This window comes from Pseudomonas sp. F-14 TE3482 (assembly GCF_053629455.1).
Map to the genome: position 1 here is coordinate 701873 of NZ_JBRJII010000001.1, position 18328 is coordinate 720200.

Consider the following 18328-nt stretch of genomic DNA (forward strand, 5'->3'; position numbering starts at 1 on the left):
AGGGGTGTTGACGGAGGGACAAGGAAATCAGATTCGCCCTACTTTTTTAGGGATTTTTCCTTCAAAAATCGGGATAAAGCACTACAGACATTCCTGTCAGAAGCATCACTGAACAACTGTGGGAGCGGGCTTGCCCGCGATAGCGGTGGGTCAGGCAATATATGTGTGACTGACAGGACCCTATCGCGGGCAAGCCCGCTCCCACAATGGAACTTCGATGCTTCACGCCCTGCGCCAGACGTAAAAGCGCAAAAAAAACGGCCCGCCTCCAAAAGGAAGCGGGCCGTTTTCATGTAGCCGAAAGATCAGAGCATCAGCTCATCCCAATCACTTGTTCAGGCGGAAATCTGCCTCGGCAGCCGCAAAGCGCTGAAGCATGCCGTGAGTCGGCGTGCCCAGCTTGCTGACGATGTAGATCGCCAGGCTGGCGAAGATGAAACCAGGGATGATTTCGTACAGGCCCAGCAGTTCGAAGTGTTTCCAGACGATCACGGTGATCGCGCCGACCAGGATGCCGGCCAGTGCACCGTTGCGGGTCATGTCTTTCCAGATCACGGAGATCAGGACAACCGGACCGAACGCAGCACCGAAACCGGCCCAAGCGTAGCTGACCAGACCCAGTACGCGGTTTTCCGGGTTAGCCGCCATCGCAATGGCGATCAGGGCAACCAGCAGCACCATGGCGCGACCGACCCAGACCAGTTCAACCTGGGAAGCGCTTTTACGCAGGAAGGTTTTGTAGAAGTCTTCGGTCAGGGCGCTCGAGCACACCAGCAGCTGGCAGCTCAGGGTACTCATCACCGCTGCCAGAATGGCCGACAGCAGTACACCGGCAACCCACGGGTTGAACAGGATTTTTGCCAGTTCGATGAACACACGCTCGTGGTTTTCACTCACTGGCATCGCTACGGCAGGGTTTGCCGAGAAGTAAGCGATGCCGAAGAAACCTACAGCAACGGTGCCGCCCAGGCACAGGATCATCCAGGTCATGGAGATGCGACGAGCGTTAGCGATCGACTTGACCGAATCCGCCGCCATGAAACGCGCCAGGATGTGCGGTTGGCCGAAGTAGCCCAGCCCCCAGCCCATCAGCGAGATGATGCCGATGAAGGTGGTGTTTTTCAGCATGTCGAAGTTGCTTGGATCTTGTGCTTCGATCGCCAGGAACGTGGTGTCGATGCCGCCAGTCGCCAGCAGCACGATGATCGGCGTCAGCAACAGGGCGAAGATCATCAACGTGGCTTGTACGGTGTCCGTCCAGCTCACTGCCAGGAAACCACCGACGAAGGTGTAGGCAATCGTCGCCGCAGCACCGGCCCACAGCGCTGTCTCGTAGGACATGCCGAAGGTACTTTCGAACAGACGGGCGCCGGCCACGATGCCGGAAGCGCAGTAGATGGTGAAGAACACCAGGATCACGACCGCAGAGATGATCCGCAGCAGGCCGCTTTTATCTTCAAAACGGCTGGAGAAGTAGTCCGGCAGGGTCAGTGCATCGCCGTTGTGCTCGGTCTGCACACGCAGACGGCCGGCAACGAACAGCCAGTTCAGGTAAGCACCGATGATCAGGCCGATGGCGATCCAGCTTTCGGAAAGACCGGACATGTAAATAGCGCCCGGCAGGCCCATCAACAACCAGCCGCTCATGTCGGAAGCACCAGCGGAGAGTGCGGTCACGACGCTGCCCAGGCTACGACCGCCCAGAATGTAGTCAGAAAGGTTGTTGGTGGAGCGATAGGCCATGAAGCCGATCAGCACCATTGCTGCGATGTAGATCACGAACGTGATCAGGGTTGGATTGCTTACGCTCATTGAGTTACGCCCTGGCATTGTTTTTATGTAGCAGCGGCTGGTGAACCGCTCGCAAACGACGACGTTTGACGGACGATTCGGGGTCCCGCGCATTTATGACTGATGTTTCCCCAGGAAAGCCATCAGCCGGCACACCGACTTTTTGACCGGTTGCACCTTGGCCGCGAATGCTATTCAACAAAGCAAATAAGGTGCAACCAGTTTCGTGCGAATAAGTTGCACCTAGTCGGATTTTCCTGAAAAGGGTCGGTTTTTGCTCCTTTTTAGGGCGTTTTCCGGGTTGCGCTAGAAGCAAAAGCACCAAGCAGGCGCGGGAGGGATGTACCAGAATCAGTTTCCTGACGAGCTGCTTATTATTCCGACAAAAAAAGGGTTGCACCCGGTTGCACCTCGACTGACGCACAGCTAATCTTGCCGCCAGCTGATGCCACGCGGTCGTGGCAAACATGAGGATAAAAATATGGCTACCACCACTCTTGGGGTCAAACTTGACGACCCGACCCGCGAACGCCTCAAGGCCGCCGCGACCTCGATTGATCGCACGCCGCACTGGCTGATCAAGCAGGCAATTTTCAATTACCTGGAAAAACTCGAGGGTGGTGCAACCCTGTCCGAGCTGAACGGTTTGAACGGCAAGGAAGTTGACGAAGCGGGCGAGATCCACGTTGATCACGCCCATCAGTGCTTCCTGGAATTCGCCGAAAGCATCCTGCCGCAATCAGTGCTGCGCGCCTCTATTACTGCCGCCTACCGTCGCCCGGAACCTGAAGTGGTGCCGATGCTGATCGAGCAGGCGCGCCTGCCGGCAGCGATGGCGGAAGCCACCAACAAGCTCGCCGCCTCGATTGCCGAGAAACTGCGCAATCAGAAAAGCGCCGGCGGCCGTGCCGGGATTGTTCAGGGCCTGTTGCAGGAATTTTCCTTGTCGTCCCAGGAAGGCGTAGCGCTGATGTGCCTGGCCGAAGCGCTGTTGCGTATTCCGGACAAAGGCACCCGTGACGCGCTGATCCGCGACAAAATCAGCACCGGCAACTGGCACCCGCACCTGGGTAATAGCCCGTCGCTGTTCGTCAACGCCGCCACCTGGGGCTTGCTGCTGACCGGCAAACTGGTCGCCACCCACAACGAAGCCGGCCTGACCTCGTCCCTGAGCCGCATCATCGGCAAGAGCGGTGAGCCGATGATCCGCAAGGGCGTCGACATGGCCATGCGCCTGATGGGCGAGCAGTTCGTCACCGGCGAAACCATCGCCGAAGCCCTGGCCAATGCCAGCAAGTTCGAAGCCAAGGGCTTCCGCTATTCCTACGACATGTTGGGTGAAGCCGCACTCACCGAGCATGACGCCCAGAAATACCTGGCCTCGTACGAACAAGCCATTCACTCGATCGGCAAAGCCTCCCACGGTCGTGGGATTTATGAAGGCCCGGGCATTTCGATCAAGCTGTCCGCACTGCACCCGCGTTACAGCCGCGCCCAGTACGAGCGCGTGATGGAAGAGCTGTACCCGCGCTTGCTGTCGCTGACCCTGCTGGCCAAGCAATACGACATCGGCCTGAACATCGACGCCGAAGAAGCCGACCGCCTCGAACTGTCGCTGGATCTGCTGGAGCGCCTGTGCTTCGAGCCGCAACTGACCGGCTGGAACGGCATCGGCTTCGTGATCCAGGCTTACCAGAAGCGTTGCCCGTATGTGATCGACTACGTGATCGACCTGGCTCGTCGCAGCCGTCATCGCCTGATGATCCGTCTGGTGAAAGGCGCGTACTGGGACAGCGAAATCAAACGCGCCCAAGTCGAAGGCCTGGAAGGCTATCCGGTCTACACCCGCAAGGTGTACACCGACGTGTCCTACATCGCTTGTGCACGCAAACTGCTGTCGGTGCCGGAAGTCATTTATCCGCAGTTCGCCACGCACAACGCCCATACCCTGTCGGCCATTTACCACATTGCCGGCCAGAACTATTACCCGGGTCAGTACGAGTTCCAGTGCCTGCACGGCATGGGCGAACCGCTGTACGAACAGGTTGTAGGAAAGGTTTCCGAAGGCAAGCTGAATCGTCCCTGCCGCGTGTACGCTCCGGTTGGCACGCACGAAACACTGCTGGCGTACCTGGTGCGTCGCCTGCTGGAAAACGGCGCGAACACTTCGTTCGTCAACCGCATCGCCGACCAGTCCATTTCGATTCAGGAGCTGGTGGCCGATCCAGTGGCCAGCATCGAGCAGATGGCTACGCTGGAAGGCGGCTTCGGCCTGCCGCACCCGCGCATCCCGCTGCCGCGTGATCTTTATGGTGCCGAGCGCGCCAACTCCAGCGGCATCGACATGGCCAACGAACATCGTCTGGCTTCGCTGTCGTGTGCTTTGCTGGCCACCGCTCATAACAACTGGAAAGCGGCGCCGATGCTCGGCTGCGCGTCCAGCAGCGAAACCCCTGCGCCAGTCCTGAACCCGTCCGATCTGCGTGACGTGGTGGGTCACGTGCAAGAAGCCACTGTCCAAGACGTCGACAACGCAATTCAGTGCGCCCTAAACGCTGCACCGATCTGGCAGGCCACACCGCCGGCCGAGCGCGCCGCGATCCTGGAGCGTGCCGCCGATTTGATGGAAGGCGAGATCCAGCCGCTGATGGGCCTGTTGGCTCGCGAAGCCGGCAAGACCTTCGCCAACGCCATCGCCGAAGTGCGTGAAGCCGTGGACTTCCTGCGTTATTACGCGGTGCAGGCGCGCAACGATTTCACCAACGATGCCCACCGTCCATTGGGTCCGGTGGTTTGCATCAGCCCGTGGAACTTCCCGTTGGCCATCTTCAGCGGCCAAGTCGCTGCGGCATTGGCTGCCGGTAACCCGGTACTGGCCAAACCTGCGGAACAAACCCCGCTGGTGGCGGCTCAAGCCGTGCGTTTGCTGATCGAAGCCGGTATCCCGGAAGGCGTGCTGCAACTGCTGCCGGGCCGTGGCGAAACCGTCGGCGCCCGTCTGGTCGGCGACGATCGGGTCAAAGGCGTGATGTTCACCGGTTCCACCGAAGTCGCTCGTTTGCTGCAACGCAACGTCGCCGGTCGTCTGGACGCTCAGGGTCGTCCGATTCCGCTGATCGCCGAAACCGGTGGCCAGAACGCGATGATCGTCGACTCCTCGGCGCTGACCGAACAGGTGGTGATCGACGTGGTGTCCTCGGCCTTCGACAGCGCCGGTCAGCGTTGCTCGGCGCTGCGGGTTCTGTGCCTGCAGGAAGATTCCGCTGACCGTGTCATCGAAATGCTCAAGGGCGCCATGGCTGAATGCCGTCTTGGCAACCCTGAGCGCCTGTCCGTGGACATTGGCCCGGTGATCGACGCCGAAGCCAAGGCGGGCATCGAGAAGCACATCCAGGCCATGCGCGACAAAGGTCGCAACGTGTACCAGGTGGCCATCGCCAACAGCGAAGAAGTCAAACGCGGCACCTTCGTGATGCCGACCCTGATCGAGCTGGAAAGCTTCGACGAGCTGCAACGGGAGATCTTCGGCCCGGTGCTGCACGTGGTTCGCTACAAGCGCAAAGAGATCGATCAACTGATCGGCCAGATCAACGCGTCCGGCTACGGCTTGACCCTGGGCGTACACACTCGCATCGACGAGACCATCGCCAAGGTGATCGACAACGTCAACGCCGGTAACGTCTACGTGAACCGCAACATCGTCGGTGCTGTGGTTGGCGTGCAGCCGTTCGGCGGTGAAGGCCTGTCGGGTACTGGCCCGAAAGCCGGTGGTCCGTTGTACCTGTACCGCTTGCTGTCGACACGTCCTACCGACGCGATCGAACAATCCTTCGCTCGCGGCGATGCCATCGTAGCACCGGACGTTCGTCTGCGTGATGCCATGAGCAAACCGCTGACTGCGCTGAAAGCCTGGGCCGATAGCAACAAGTTCGCGGACTTGAGCAGCCTGTGCGTACAGTTCGCGGCGCAATCGCAAAGCGGGATCACCCGTGTTCTGGCGGGCCCGACCGGCGAGCGCAACAGCTATGCCATCCTGCCGCGCGAACACGTGCTGTGCCTGGCCGACGTCGAAGGCGATCTGCTGACCCAATTGGCTGCGGTATTGGCCGTGGGCGGCTCGGCGGTATGGCCGGACGCTGAACCGGGCAAGGCACTGTTCGCACGCCTGCCGAAAGAAATTCAGGCGAGGATCAAGCGGGTTGCCGACTGGACCAAGGACGAAGTGGTGATTGATGCGGTTCTGCATCATGGCCATTCCGACCAGTTGCGTGCGGTCTGCCAGCAAGTGGCCAAGCGTGCCGGAGCGATTGTTGGGGTTCATGGTTTGTCGCAAGGTGAGACCAACATTGCGTTGGAGCGCCTGGTGATCGAGCGGGCGTTGAGCGTTAACACTGCTGCGGCGGGTGGTAATGCCAGTTTGATGACGATCGGCTAAATCGCAATAAGACCGGGTACCTGCAATGGGTGCCTGGTTTGCAAAATCCCTGTGGGAGCGGGCTTGCTCGCGATAGCGATGTATCAGGCACTAATGATGTTGGCTGGTATGGCGCCATCGCGGGCAAGCCCGCTCCCACAGTTGCTTGTGTCGCCCGCTAAGTCGCTGCTCTGCTCCACCATCACCCATATCAATCATCCTGTTCAGTCTCTATTCCCACGCCTAGACTCGGTCCATTCCCAAAAAAGGTAGGCCGCCATGTCCGAGACGTTGCTCAGTTCCCGCAATCTGGCTTTTGAGCTGTATGAAGTCCTCGATGCCGAGAGCCTGACCCAGCGTGAGCGGTTCGCCGAGCACAACCGCGAGACCTTCGATGCGGCTATCGGCACCGCCCGCAGCATCGCCGAGAAGTTCTTCGCCCCGCACAACCGCAAGGGCGACGAGAACGAACCGCGCTATGAGGACGGTCAGGCAATTCTGATTCCGGAAGTGAAACCGGCGGTGGATGCGTTCCTCGAAGCCGGTTTCCTCAACGCCGCGCGCAGTTTCGACGCCGGCGGCATGCAACTTCCTACGTTGCTGTCGCAAGCGTGCTTTGCGCACTTTCAGTCGGCCAACGCGGCGTCGACCTCCTACCCGTTCCTGACCATGGGCGCGGCGAACCTGATTGAAAGCTTCGGCACCGATGAGCAGAAGCAGCGCTTCCTGCAACCAATGATCGACGGTCGTTTCTTCGGCACCATGGCTCTCACCGAGCCCCATGCCGGCTCGTCGTTGTCGGATATTCGTACCCGCGCCGAGCCTGCATCCGACGGCACCTATCGACTCAAGGGCAACAAGATCTTCATCTCCGGCGGCGATCACCCGCTGTCGGAAAACATCGTGCACATGGTGCTGGGCAAACTGCCGGACGCGCCAGCCGGGGTGAAAGGTATTTCGCTGTTTATCGTGCCCAAATTCCTGGTCAACGATGACGGCAGCCTGGGCAAACGCAACGACGTGTTGCTGGCCGGGTTGTTCCACAAGATGGGCTGGCGCGGCACCACGTCTACCGCGCTGAACTTCGGCGACAACGGCGAATGTGTCGGCTATCTGGTGGGCAAGCCGCACCACGGTTTGAGCTACATGTTCCAGATGATGAATGAGGCGCGGATCGGCGTCGGTATGGGCGCGGTAATGCTGGGTTACGCCGGGTATCTGTACTCCCTGGAGTACGCTCGCGAGCGTCCGCAAGGTCGCGTGCCCGACAGTAAAGATCCGACCACCGCCCCCGTGGCGATCATTCAGCATGCCGACGTCAAACGCATGCTGCTGACCCAGAAGGCTTATGTAGAAGGCGCGTTCGACCTCGGGTTGTATGCGGCGCGACTGTTCGACGACACCACGACACTTGAGAGCGAAGCCGAGCGCAAACAGGCTCATGAGCTATTGGACTTGCTGACACCGATCGTCAAATCCTGGCCATCGGAGTTTTGCCTGAAAGCCAACGAACTGGCGATCCAGATTCTCGGCGGCCACGGTTACACCCGTGAGTACCCGGTGGAGCAGTATTACCGCGACAACCGTCTGAACCCGATTCATGAAGGCACTCACGGCATTCAGTCGCTGGACTTGCTGGGTCGCAAACTGGCGCAGAACGGTGGTGCGGGGCTCAAGCAATTGATCCGTCTGATTGCCGATACCGCCGAGCGCGCTCAAGTATATGAATCGTTAACCGCGCTGCGTGAGCCGTTGGAGAAACTGATGGCGCGCCTGCAAACCGTGACCATTGGCTTGCTGACCGATCTGGCCCAAGGCAAGGTCAATAGCAGCCTGGCGAACTCGGCGCTGTACCTGAAAGTGTTCGGGCACACGGTGATTGGCTGGCGCTGGCTGGAACAGGCGATTCGTGCCGAAGAAGGGTTGGCCAAGGGCAATACGGCGGATGTGAGCTTCTATAAAGGCAAGCTGCAAGCAGCGCGATATTTCCTGACGTGGGAAGTGCCGGGTTGTCACCATGAACTGGCGATTCTCGAGGCGCGGGATGATGTGTGCCTGGGCATGCAGGATGAGTGGTTCTGATTAGAACCCTGTGGCGTAGCTGAAATCCAATCGCGGGCAAGCCCGCTCCCACAGGGATCTCTGTTGTTCACAGATAACGTGTCCAACACACAAATCCTGTGGGAGCGGGCTTGCCCGCGATGGCGTCGGCACAGCCAACACAATTTTTAGCTGAGTTTGAAACTGCCCATCTGCCGCGCCAAATCATCCGCCAACCGCTGCAACATCTGACAATCCTCACGGCAAGCCCTGACTTCCCCCGCCGTAGCCCGGGCCAAATCAGAAATCCCCTGGACGTTGCGGTTGATCTCTTCCGTCACCGCCGACTGCTCTTCCGTCGCCGTGGCCACCTGATGGTTCATGTCGCTGATGCGCTCGACCTGCCCGGTTATCGCCGTCAACGACGCCCCGGTGCGCTGGCTCGACTCAACACCGGTGCCGGTCGCCGCTTGCCCGGCGTGCATGGAAGACACTGCATTCTCCGCACCCTGCTTGAGGCTGCCGATCATCTGCTGAATCTCGTCGGTGGACGACTGAGTCCGCCGCGCCAATGTCCGCACTTCATCGGCCACCACCGCAAACCCGCGCCCCATATCCCCGGCCCGCGCCGCTTCGATAGCCGCGTTCAAAGCCAAAAGGTTGGTTTGCTCGGAAATCCCGCGAATCACCGCCAACACCTGATCGATGGACGCTACTTGATGGGCCAACTCGCCCACCGCACCGGCAGCAATACCAATCTCGTCGGACATGCTTTCGATATGCCGAATCGACCCACCCACCACTACCCGCGCCTGAAGTGCTTCATCCCGCGCGGTTTGCGAAGCGACGGCTGCATTGCCAGCGTTCTGCGCGATCTCCTGTACGGTCAGGCCCATCTCGTGGACAGCGGTGGCGACCATGTCGGTCATTTCCTGCTGACGGCCCGAGCGTTCGGCCGTGTTATCCACCACCCGCGCCACTTGGCCGACCGCCGTGCGCAAGCGCTCACTGGTGGCCAGGACTTCGCCGATCATGTCGCGCTGACTCTCCAGGAACCGATTGAAGCCGCGAGCGAGGTCACCGAGTTCATCGGCGCGGCTGGAATCTAACCTGTGGGTCAAATCTCCACCACCGCTACCGATGGCTACCAGCGCCGCTGTTACCTGACGAATCGGCCGTACCAATCCACGGGCCAGCAACACCACCAGCATCAGGCAAACCAGTGCCACTGCCAAACCGATGCCGCTGCTCATCCACATCGCGCGGCGGGCTTCGGCGTAGATCTGCGACTGCGGCACTTCGGCCACCAGGGTCCAGCCCAGATCACGCAGCGGCAGGCTCAATGCCAGAAAATCTTCGCCATCGCGGACAAAATTGCTGGTGGCGAACGCGGTGGAGGTAGAGAGCTGCCCCATGACCGCTTGCGCCGCCGTGGCGCCGATCTGCTCGACCAGCGTGCGTTTGCCACTGAACTGCGTCTCGGGGTGAATCTGGATCAAACCGTCGGCGCGCACGAGATAGACCTTGCCGCGTTCACCAAAGTTGAAATTGTGGATCAGCTCCGACAGCTCTTTCATGCTCAGGCCCAGCCCGGCGACGCCCACGACTTTGCCGGCCTGCTCGACCTTGAGGTCGATGAACAGCGCCAACTCACCGGTGGCGGTGTCATTGTCGATATTGAGGGTGCGCGGCTGGTTGCTGTCGAGGAACGAATAGAACCAGGCGTCATTGGGATTGCAACGCCTGAGTGTCCGGTCCAGACCTTTTTCAGTGAAGTAATGGCTTGAAGCGGCCCCGATAATCAGCGCGGTAAAGGCTTTGTGCTCGGCGCGGATGCCTTCCAGATACGTCACGAAGGTGTCGGTCTGGGCGCTGTTCTCGCCCCCGGCCAACCAGTCGCGCACCATGCTGTTACTGGCGATGTCTTTCGCGGCGGTAAGAGGTTGAACGAGGATTCGTTCGATGTCGTTGCGCATCGCCTCGATGCTCGACGGCAGCGCTTGTTCGACCAGATAGCGCTGGGCGAGGCGGTTGACCACGAGGGTATAAACGCCAACCACGATCAGAATACTGACCAGCAGGGCGGTGCCCATGCTCAGGATCAACTGCCATTGAATACTGCGTCGCCAGAACTGCATGGAGCACCCCCAAAGAATAAGAGGCTGAAACACTGCAACAGCCATGCCGATTGTATACAACTCAAACGACAATTTATTCTTTGGTTGTGCGCAAAGCTGATCAGGCCTGATTGATTGTCTTGGCGATCACTTCAACCGTGGCGCTGACTTGCTCTTGGTAACGGTCGAGTTCTTGCTGGTGACGCTTTTGCATTTCGATCTGCTGCGAGCACAGATTCATCGCCGCCAGCACCAGCAAGCGGTCACCGATCAGCGTCGGGTATTTCTTTTTGGTCTCGGCCAGGGCGGCCTTCAACATTAATGCGGCGTCCAGCAGGGTCTGCTCTTCCCCGGCTGGCGCCTTGATCGAATAGTCTTCCCCCAGAATCGAGACGACTTTTACCCCTGCGGCGCCGTAACTCATGCGCTGACAGGACCGGCGCTGACGCGCTCAACCAAGGCCTGAATGCGTGCGGCGGTGGCGCCTTGCTTCTCTTCCTGTTCCATCAGGCTCAGTTGCAGGCTTTCGTTTTCATCCTTGACCTGGGCCAGTTCCGCACTCAGGGATTGATTGGTGCCGAGCAGGGTCTGGTTCTGCTGCACCAGGTCGCTGACCAGTTGTTCCAATTGGCTTAGGGATGCTTCCAACATTTTGATTTTCCGGGCATTTTCAAAGGGCGCGTACGATAAAGAAAAGTCACCATTGACGCCAGGGTTATTCGGGCGCAAGGCCTTGATTTTGCTGGCGGGCGACCGTCCTCGCGAGTCTTAAAGACTGTGTTTGGCGGCTCTGGTTCCTGCACTTCGTCGCCGCGGTCCTTCTGCGACAAAAGCGCGCAGCGTCTCAAGACTTTAGTCGTATGACCGATAAGCCATGCATACAGCAGTCTCAGCCCCGCACGGATGCGCTCTTTTCGGTGAACACCATGTCTTTACGAAATATGAATATCGCACCGCGGGCGTTCCTCGGTTTTGCCTTGATTGGCAGCTTGATGCTGGTTCTGGGAGTGTTCGCGCTGAACCAGATGAGCAAGATTCGCGGCGCCGCCGAGGAAATCACCTCGAACAGCGTACCGAGCATCAAAAGCCTCGACGAGTTCACTCAGCTGACCCTGCGCCTGCGCGTGCTGTCTTACCGCCTGTTGGTCAATCGTGAGCCGGACGTCCAGCAGAAGACCATGGACCTGCTGGAAACCCGTAATCAGCAGATTCGAGCCGCTCAAGCCATCTACGAAAAACTGATCGCCAGCCCGCAGGAACGTGCGGCCTATGATCAGTATGTGCAGCTGCTGGGGCAGTATCGCCAGATCGAAGACCGGATGAAGAGCCTGTCGCGCAACAATCAGATCGACGAACTGCGTACGCTGCTCAATACCGATTTGCTGACGAACTCTGAAGCCGTCAACTCCGTGCTCAACCGTTTGCTGGAGATCAACACTCAGCAGACCCTCGACACCAATCAGCAAGCCGTCGACCAATACGCCTCGGCCTTCAACCTGACGGTGACCCTGCTGGTCATCGCCACCGGCCTGACCCTGCTGTTCGCCTGGTTGCTGACCAACAGCATCACCAAGCCAATCGCCAACGCCCTGAGCGCTGCCGAAGAAATCGCCGAAGGCAACCTGACGCGCCCGATCACGGTCGACGGTAAAGATGAAGCCGGTCGCCTGCTGGCCGCGATGGCGAAGATGCAGGACAAACTGCGCGACACCCTGCAACAGATTTCCGGTTCGGCCACGCAATTGGCGTCCGCCGCGGAAGAGCTCAACAGCGTCACCGACGAAAGCGCCCGTGGCCTGACCCAGCAGAACAACGAAATCGAACAGGCCGCTACCGCCGTCAATGAAATGACCAGCGCCGTGGAAGAAGTCGCGCGCAACGCCGTGAGCACCTCCGAAGCCTCGAAAAATGCCACCACGTCGGCGGGTGACGGTCGTGACCTGGTACAGGAAACCGTGAGTGCCATCGAGCGCATGAGCGCCGACGTACAGAGCACCGCCACCCTGATCGGTGATCTGGCCAATGAGTCGCGAGACATCGGCAAAGTGCTGGACGTGATTCGCGGCTTGGCCGACCAGACCAACCTGCTGGCGTTGAACGCAGCCATCGAAGCAGCCCGTGCCGGTGAAGCCGGTCGTGGTTTCGCAGTCGTTGCCGACGAAGTGCGTGCCCTGGCCCATCGCACCCAGCAGTCGACCAGCGAAATCGAACGCATGATCGGCAGCATCCAGAGCGGCACCGAACACGCCGTGGATTCGATGCGCAACAGCACCGAACGCGCCGAGTCGACCTTGAATATTGCCCGTGGTGCAGGCATGTCGCTGGACACTATTAATAGCGCCATCGTCGAAATCAACGAACGCAACCTGGTGATCGCCAGCGCGGCCGAAGAGCAGGCACAGGTGGCCCGTGAAGTGGACCGCAATCTGGTGAACATTCGTGACCTGTCGGTGCAATCGGCCACGGGCGCCAACCAGACGAGCGCGGCCAGCAACGAGCTGTCGCGCCTGGCGCTGGACCTGAACAACATGGTTGGGCGGTTTAGCCTGTAACGGCTACACCACCTCTGTGGCGAGGGAGCTTGCTCCCGCTCGGCTGCGAAGCAGTCGCAATGAACCCACGCGCTGAACCTGACGCACCGCAGCGTCGGTTTGGGGCCGCTACGCGACCCAGCGGGAGCAAGCTCCCTCGCCACAGTGATCTCACCCGGCTCAAGCGGGTGTGCATGATGCTGTCAAAAGCTTTTTGACAGCATCACATTTCAACAGGTTAGAATCGCTGGCACGCAGACTGCATGGTCAGTTTGTGCCCGCCTTTAGCTTTCTGGAGTATTGCCTTTGAATGCGACGACCATCAACAGCCTGTTCTTGATCGGCGCGTTGCTGGTAGGTGCGAGCATTCTGGTGAGCTCACTTTCATCGCGCCTCGGTATCCCGATTCTGGTGATCATCCTCGCGGTGGGCATGTCGGCCGGTGTCGACGGTGCCGGCATTATTTTCGATAACTATCCAACGGCTTATCTGGTCGGCAACCTCGCCCTGGCAGTGATCCTGCTCGACGGCGGCTTGCGCACCCGGGTGGCGAGTTTCCGCGTGGCGTTATGGCCGGCGCTGTCGCTGGCCACGGTCGGGGTGTTGATTACCACCGGACTGACCGGAATGGCGGCGGCGTGGTTGTTCGACCTCAATATGATTCAGGGCCTGCTGATCGGCGCCATCGTCGGCTCCACCGACGCCGCGGCCGTGTTCTCGCTGCTGGGCGGCAAGGGCCTGAACGAACGGGTGAGCGCGAGCCTGGAAATCGAATCCGGCAGCAACGATCCGATGGCGGTGTTCCTCACCGTGACCCTGATCGACATGCTCGCCAGCGGCGAAACCGGCCTGCACTGGAGTCTGCTGGGGCATTTGGTGCGTGAGTTCGGCATCGGCGGCGTGATCGGCCTCGGTGGTGGCTGGCTGATGCTGCAACTGGTCAACCGTATCAATCTGGCCACCGGCCTTTATCCGATTCTGGTGATTGCTGGCGGTCTGGTGGTGTTTGCCCTGACCAACGCCCTGCACGGCAGCGGCTTTTTGGCGGTGTACCTGTGTGGCCTGGTGATCGGCAACCGCCCGGTGCGCAGTCGCCACGGCATGTTGCATATGCTCGACGGCATGGCCTGGCTGGCGCAGATCGGCATGTTCCTGGTGCTGGGGCTGTTGGTTACGCCCCATGACCTGCTGCCGATTGCCTTGCCTGCACTGGGCCTGGCGCTGTGGATGATTCTGTTTGCCCGCCCGCTGTCAGTGCTGGTCGGCCTGTTGCCCTTCAAGGCGTTCCATGGCCGCGAAAAGGCATTCATTTCCTGGGTTGGCCTGCGCGGTGCCGTACCGATCATTCTGGCGGTGTTCCCGCTGATGGCGGGGCTACCCAATGCTCAGCTCTACTTCAATCTGGCGTTCTTTATCGTCCTGGTGTCGCTGCTGGTGCAAGGCACAAGCCTGCCCTGGGTTGCCAAGCTTTTGAAAGTGACCGTCCCGCCAGAGCCTTTGCCGATCTCCCGATCGGCGCTGGAAGTGCATGTCACCAGCGAGTGGGAGCTGTTCGTGTATCGCCTCGGTGCCGAGAAATGGTGCATTGGATCCCCTCTTCGCGAGCTGAAAATGCCCGAAGGTACCCGTATCGCGGCCCTGTTTCGTGGCCAACAACTGCTCCATCCGTCGGGTAGTACGGTGCTCGAAGTCGATGATTTGCTCTGCGTCATCGGCCATGAACACAACCTTCCGGCCCTTGGAAAACTCTTCAGTCAGGCTCCGCAACGGGGGCTGGATTTGCGCTTCTTCGGCGACTTCGTACTCGAAGGAGACGCCCAGCTGGGCGCGGTTGCGGCCCTGTACGGGTTGAAAGTCGAAGGCATCGATCCGAACATGTCCCTGGGCCACTTCATTGCCCAGAAAGTAGGCGGTGCGCCGGTAGTTGGTGACCAGGTGGAATGGAACAACACCCTCTGGACCGTCGCTGTCATGGAAGGGAACAAGATTGGTAAGGTAGGCGTCAGATTCCCCGAAGGAAGTCGCCCCGGCCCCGGCCTGTTCCTCTAAACTCCACACTTCGTCTCGTTTTCGATCGGTCTTTATGTCAACTCTGCGCACCTTTTTCATCATGGCCCTGCTGGGCTTGAGTCTTTCCATCAGCACGCTGCAAGCCGCCGAACCGCCCTCCAGCGAAGCCGTGCAGGCGAGCCTGAACAAGATCGCCGACCGCAAACTGCCGGAAGCCGATCAAAAGGCCCTGCAAGCGGTCTTGCAGAGCACGCTCACCCAGCTCAACAACCAGCGCGATTACGATCAGAAGCTGATTGATCTCAAGCAGCAGCTGACCAATGCGCCAAAGCAGAACATCGAGAACCAGCGCGAACTGACCCGCCTCAAGGCCACCAAAGTGGTGCCGGTGGCGCAACGCTATACCAAAGAAACCATTCAGCAGCTTGAGCAATTGCTAACCGAGCGCTCCACCCAGCAAAGCGATCTGCAGAAAGCCCTGGCCGAAGCGAACAGCCTGATCATCACCGCCCAGACTCGCCCCGAGCGCGCCCAGGCCGAAATATCTGCCAGCCAGACACGCATTCAGCAAATCAACAACATCCTCAAGCTCGGCAAGGACAGCGGCAAGACCTTGACCGCCGAGCAACGCGATCAGCTCAACGCCGAACTCGCGGCGCTGAACGCCTTGATCCCGCTGCGTCGCCAGGAACTGGCCGGCAACAGCCTGTTGCAGGATTTGGGCAACAGCCAGCATGACCTGCTCACGGAAAAATCCAATCGCCTGGATCAGGAGATCCAGGAGCTGCAAACCCTGATCAACCAGAAGCGCCTGGCCCAGTCTCAAGAGACCGTCACTCAGCAGTCCATCGAAGCGCAGAAGGCCGGCGGCAGCAGCCTGCTGGCCACCGAAAGCGCGGCCAACCTGAAGCTCTCCGACTACCTGCTCAAAAGCACCGACCGCCTCAATGAAGTCACCCAACAGAACCTGCAGACCAAGCAGCAACTGGACAGCGTGACCCAGAGCGACTCGGCGCTGGACGAACAGATCAACGTGCTCAAGGGCAGCCTGCTACTCTCCAAGATTCTGTACAAACAGAAACAGGCCCTGCCGCGTCTCAAGCTCGACCGCGATCTGGCGGATCAGATTGCCGACATTCGCCTGTACCAGTTTGAGGTCAGCCAGCAGCGGGAACTGCTCAGCAACCCGACAACCTATGTCGACAACTTGCTGGCGACTCAACCGCCCGAGCAAGTCACCCCGCAACTGCACAAGAGCCTGCTGGAACTGGCCACCACCCGCGCGGACCTGCTGGAGCGCTTGAATCGCGAATTGAGCGCGGTGCTCAACGAATCCATCACGTTGCAACTCAATCAGAAACAACTGCTCAGCACCGCGCAAAGTCTAAGGGCGACGCTGGATGAACAAATGTTCTGGATTCCCAGCAACAAGCCACTGGATCTTGAGTGGATACACGCCGTGCCGGAACGCCTGGAACGTCAGGTCACTACCCTGCCGTGGGCCTCGAGCCTGAGTGAGCTGACCGATGGCCTGACCCAGCGGCCGCTGCTGTTCCTGCCGCTGGCCTTTCTGATCGGGGCGCTGCTGTGGCGCCGAAAAAATCTGTATGCCCGCCTGAACAAAGTTCACCTGGACATCGGCCATTTCAAGCGCGACAGCCAGTGGCACACACCGCAAGCGATTCTGATCAACATCCTGCTGGCGATGCCGGTATCCCTGGGTTTGGCCTTGTGCGGCCTGGCGCTGCAGATCGACGCCCGCGGGCAGAACGCCAATATGGGCGCGGCGCTGCTGCAAATGGCCCAGGCCTGGCTGGTGTTCTACACCGCCTACCGCATCCTCGCGCCTGGCGGCGTGGCCGAACTGCATTTCCGCTGGGAAAAACCTCAGGTCGAATTCCTTCAAGGCTGGATACGCCGACTCGGCCTGGTAGTGATGGCCCTGGTGGCGGTGGTGGCGGTCGCCGAGTTGCAACCGGCGATACTGGCCGATGACGTGCTCGGCATGCCGGTGGTGCTGACTTGCTACGCCTTGATGGCCTGGCTACTCAGTCGCCTGCTGGTCAGCAGCCCGACTCACCAGAACGCTTCACTGTTCCGCAAGGCCGTGGGTGTTCTGTTCACAGCCCTGCCAATCGCGTTGTTCGTCGCCGTGTGCTTTGGCTACTACTACACCGCACTGAAGCTCAGCGACCGGTTGATCAACACGCTGTACTTGCTGATGTTCTGGCTGGTGATCGAAGCGACCTTCGTCCGTGGTCTCAGCGTTGCCGCACGACGCCTGGCCTATCAACGCGCACTGGCCAAACGTCAGGCTGCGAAAGAGGCTGGTGACGGCGAAGCGGTGATCGAAGAGCCGACTCTGGACATCGAGAAGGTCAACGAGCAGTCCCTGCGCCTGATCCGCCTGGCCCTGCTCGGCGGGTTCATCGCGGCGCTGTATTGGGTCTGGTCGGACCTGATCTCGGTGTTCTCGTACCTGGACAACATCACCCTCTACGAATACACCAGCGGCACCGGCGCCAACATGAGCATGGTGCCGATCAGCATCGGCGACATGCTCGGCGCGTTGATCATCATCGGCATCACCTTTGCGCTGGCGCGCAACCTGCCGGGCTTGCTGGAAGTGTTTGTGCTGTCGAAGCTGAACCTGGCCCAAGGCAGTTCCTACGCCACGACCACGCTGCTGTCCTATGTGATTGCCGGCGTCGGCTTCGTCTCGACCCTGTCCACGCTCGGCGTGAGTTGGGACAAGTTGCAATGGCTGGTGGCCGCACTGTCGGTCGGCCTCGGTTTCGGGATGCAGGAGATCTTCGCCAACTTCATCTCCGGCATCATGATCCTGTTCGAACGCCCGGTGCGGATCGGAGACACCATCACCATCGGCAACCTGTCGGGCACGGTGAGCAAGATCCGCATCCGCGCCACGACCATCACCGACTTCGACCGCAAGGACATCATCGTCCCCAACAAGACGTTCATCACCGGGCAACTGATCAACTGGTCCCTGACCGACACCATCACCCGGGTAACCCTCAAGCTCGGCGTCGACTACGGCTCGGACCTGGACCTGGTGAAAGAGCTGCTGCTCAAGGCTGCCCGGGATAACCCGCGCGTGCTGAAGGATCCGGAACCCCACGTGTACTTCCTGAACTTCGGCGAAAGCACCCTCGATCACGAGCTGCGTATGCATGTGCGCGACCTCGGCGACCGCAACCCGGTGCTCGATGAGGTCAACCGCTTCATCAATCGCGAGTTCAAGAAGCAGCACATCAACATCTCGTTCCGGCAGATGGAGGTCTACCTCAAGAACCTTCACGGCCAGGAATACAAGATGGTGCCGATCGAGCCGGAAGCCAAAACCATCGTGCCGGTGGTCGACAGCAAACCGCGGCGCGAACCGCCACCTGTCGAACTCGACTAAC

At 59.9% G+C, this 18328-nt stretch carries 9 protein-coding genes and 2 pseudogenes; 6 read left to right on the forward strand and 5 right to left on the reverse strand.

Features of this window, described 5'->3' with window-relative positions; genetic code table 11:
• Positions 1-327: 327 nt before the first annotated feature.
• Positions 328-1812, reverse strand: coding sequence for a sodium/proline symporter PutP (gene putP, locus AB7M26_RS03025; RefSeq protein ID WP_123499875.1), 1485 nt, complete (start codon positions 1810-1812; stop codon positions 328-330).
• Between the two features lie 460 nt (positions 1813-2272).
• Here putP and putA point away from each other — a divergent pair, with 460 nt between their 5' ends.
• Together putA and AB7M26_RS03035 are read left to right on the forward strand one after the other, a co-directional pair.
• Positions 2273-6226, forward strand: a complete 3954-nt coding sequence (gene putA, locus AB7M26_RS03030; RefSeq protein WP_123499877.1) for a trifunctional transcriptional regulator/proline dehydrogenase/L-glutamate gamma-semialdehyde dehydrogenase — start codon at positions 2273-2275, stop codon at positions 6224-6226.
• A 258-nt stretch (positions 6227-6484) separates the two neighbouring features.
• Positions 6485-8287 carry an acyl-CoA dehydrogenase gene (locus tag AB7M26_RS03035; RefSeq protein ID WP_123499879.1) on the forward strand — a complete coding sequence of 601 codons (1803 nt, stop codon included), beginning with the start codon at positions 6485-6487 and terminating at the stop codon, positions 8285-8287.
• A 146-nt stretch (positions 8288-8433) separates the two neighbouring features.
• On the opposite strand, the gene AB7M26_RS03040 is transcribed toward AB7M26_RS03035, so the two are convergent.
• The 4 genes and pseudogenes from AB7M26_RS03040 to AB7M26_RS03055 form a co-directional block, all read right to left on the reverse strand.
• Positions 8434-9279 (reverse strand): methyl-accepting chemotaxis protein, encoded by an 846-nt coding sequence (locus AB7M26_RS03040; RefSeq protein ID WP_429375977.1) that lies wholly within the window; start codon positions 9277-9279, stop codon positions 8434-8436.
• Positions 9280-9300: 21 nt separating this feature from the next.
• Positions 9301-10428: pseudogene (locus AB7M26_RS03045) on the reverse strand (HAMP domain-containing protein); the annotation flags it as partial.
• 55 nt (positions 10429-10483) lie between these two features.
• Positions 10484-10786: a cell division protein ZapA gene (locus AB7M26_RS03050; protein ID WP_007903196.1), complete on the reverse strand. Its 303-nt coding sequence runs from the start codon at positions 10784-10786 to the stop codon at positions 10484-10486.
• Positions 10783-11013, reverse strand: a complete 231-nt coding sequence (locus AB7M26_RS03055; RefSeq protein ID WP_007903194.1) for a hypothetical protein — start codon at positions 11011-11013, stop codon at positions 10783-10785. The genes AB7M26_RS03050 and AB7M26_RS03055 overlap by 4 nt, the downstream gene beginning before the upstream one ends.
• Before the next feature lie 290 nt (positions 11014-11303).
• Here AB7M26_RS03055 and AB7M26_RS03060 point away from each other — a divergent pair.
• The 4 genes and pseudogenes from AB7M26_RS03060 to mscK form a co-directional block, all read left to right on the forward strand.
• Positions 11304-12059 (forward strand): annotated as a pseudogene (locus AB7M26_RS03060) (MCP four helix bundle domain-containing protein); the annotation flags it as partial.
• Entirely contained in the window at positions 12051-12914 is an 864-nt protein-coding gene (locus tag AB7M26_RS03065) for a methyl-accepting chemotaxis protein (RefSeq protein WP_429375978.1), read from the forward strand. The pseudogene AB7M26_RS03060 and the gene AB7M26_RS03065, both read left to right, overlap by 9 nt.
• A 285-nt stretch (positions 12915-13199) precedes the next feature.
• Positions 13200-14942, forward strand: a complete 1743-nt coding sequence (locus AB7M26_RS03070) for a potassium/proton antiporter (RefSeq protein WP_123499885.1) — start codon at positions 13200-13202, stop codon at positions 14940-14942.
• A gap of 34 nt (positions 14943-14976) precedes the next feature.
• On the forward strand, positions 14977-18327 hold the full coding sequence (gene mscK, locus AB7M26_RS03075; protein ID WP_123499887.1) for a mechanosensitive channel MscK: 3351 nt from the start codon (positions 14977-14979) through the stop codon (positions 18325-18327).
• Position 18328 lies beyond the last annotated feature (1 nt).

Coding starts and splice junctions, on each gene's coding strand:
- putA (WP_123499877.1), top strand. CDS start 2,273: ATGGCTACCACCACTCTTGGGGTCAAACTTGACGACCCGACCCGCGAA.
- AB7M26_RS03050 (WP_007903196.1), bottom strand. CDS start 10,786: ATGAGTTACGGCGCCGCAGGGGTAAAAGTCGTCTCGATTCTGGGGGAA.
- AB7M26_RS03035 (WP_123499879.1), top strand. CDS start 6,485: ATGTCCGAGACGTTGCTCAGTTCCCGCAATCTGGCTTTTGAGCTGTAT.
- AB7M26_RS03065 (WP_429375978.1), top strand. CDS start 12,051: ATGCAGGACAAACTGCGCGACACCCTGCAACAGATTTCCGGTTCGGCC.
- AB7M26_RS03055 (WP_007903194.1), bottom strand. CDS start 11,013: ATGTTGGAAGCATCCCTAAGCCAATTGGAACAACTGGTCAGCGACCTG.
- mscK (WP_123499887.1), top strand. CDS start 14,977: ATGTCAACTCTGCGCACCTTTTTCATCATGGCCCTGCTGGGCTTGAGT.
- AB7M26_RS03040 (WP_429375977.1), bottom strand. CDS start 9,279: ATGATCGGCGAAGTCCTGGCCACCAGTGAGCGCTTGCGCACGGCGGTC.
- putP (WP_123499875.1), bottom strand. CDS start 1,812: ATGAGCGTAAGCAATCCAACCCTGATCACGTTCGTGATCTACATCGCA.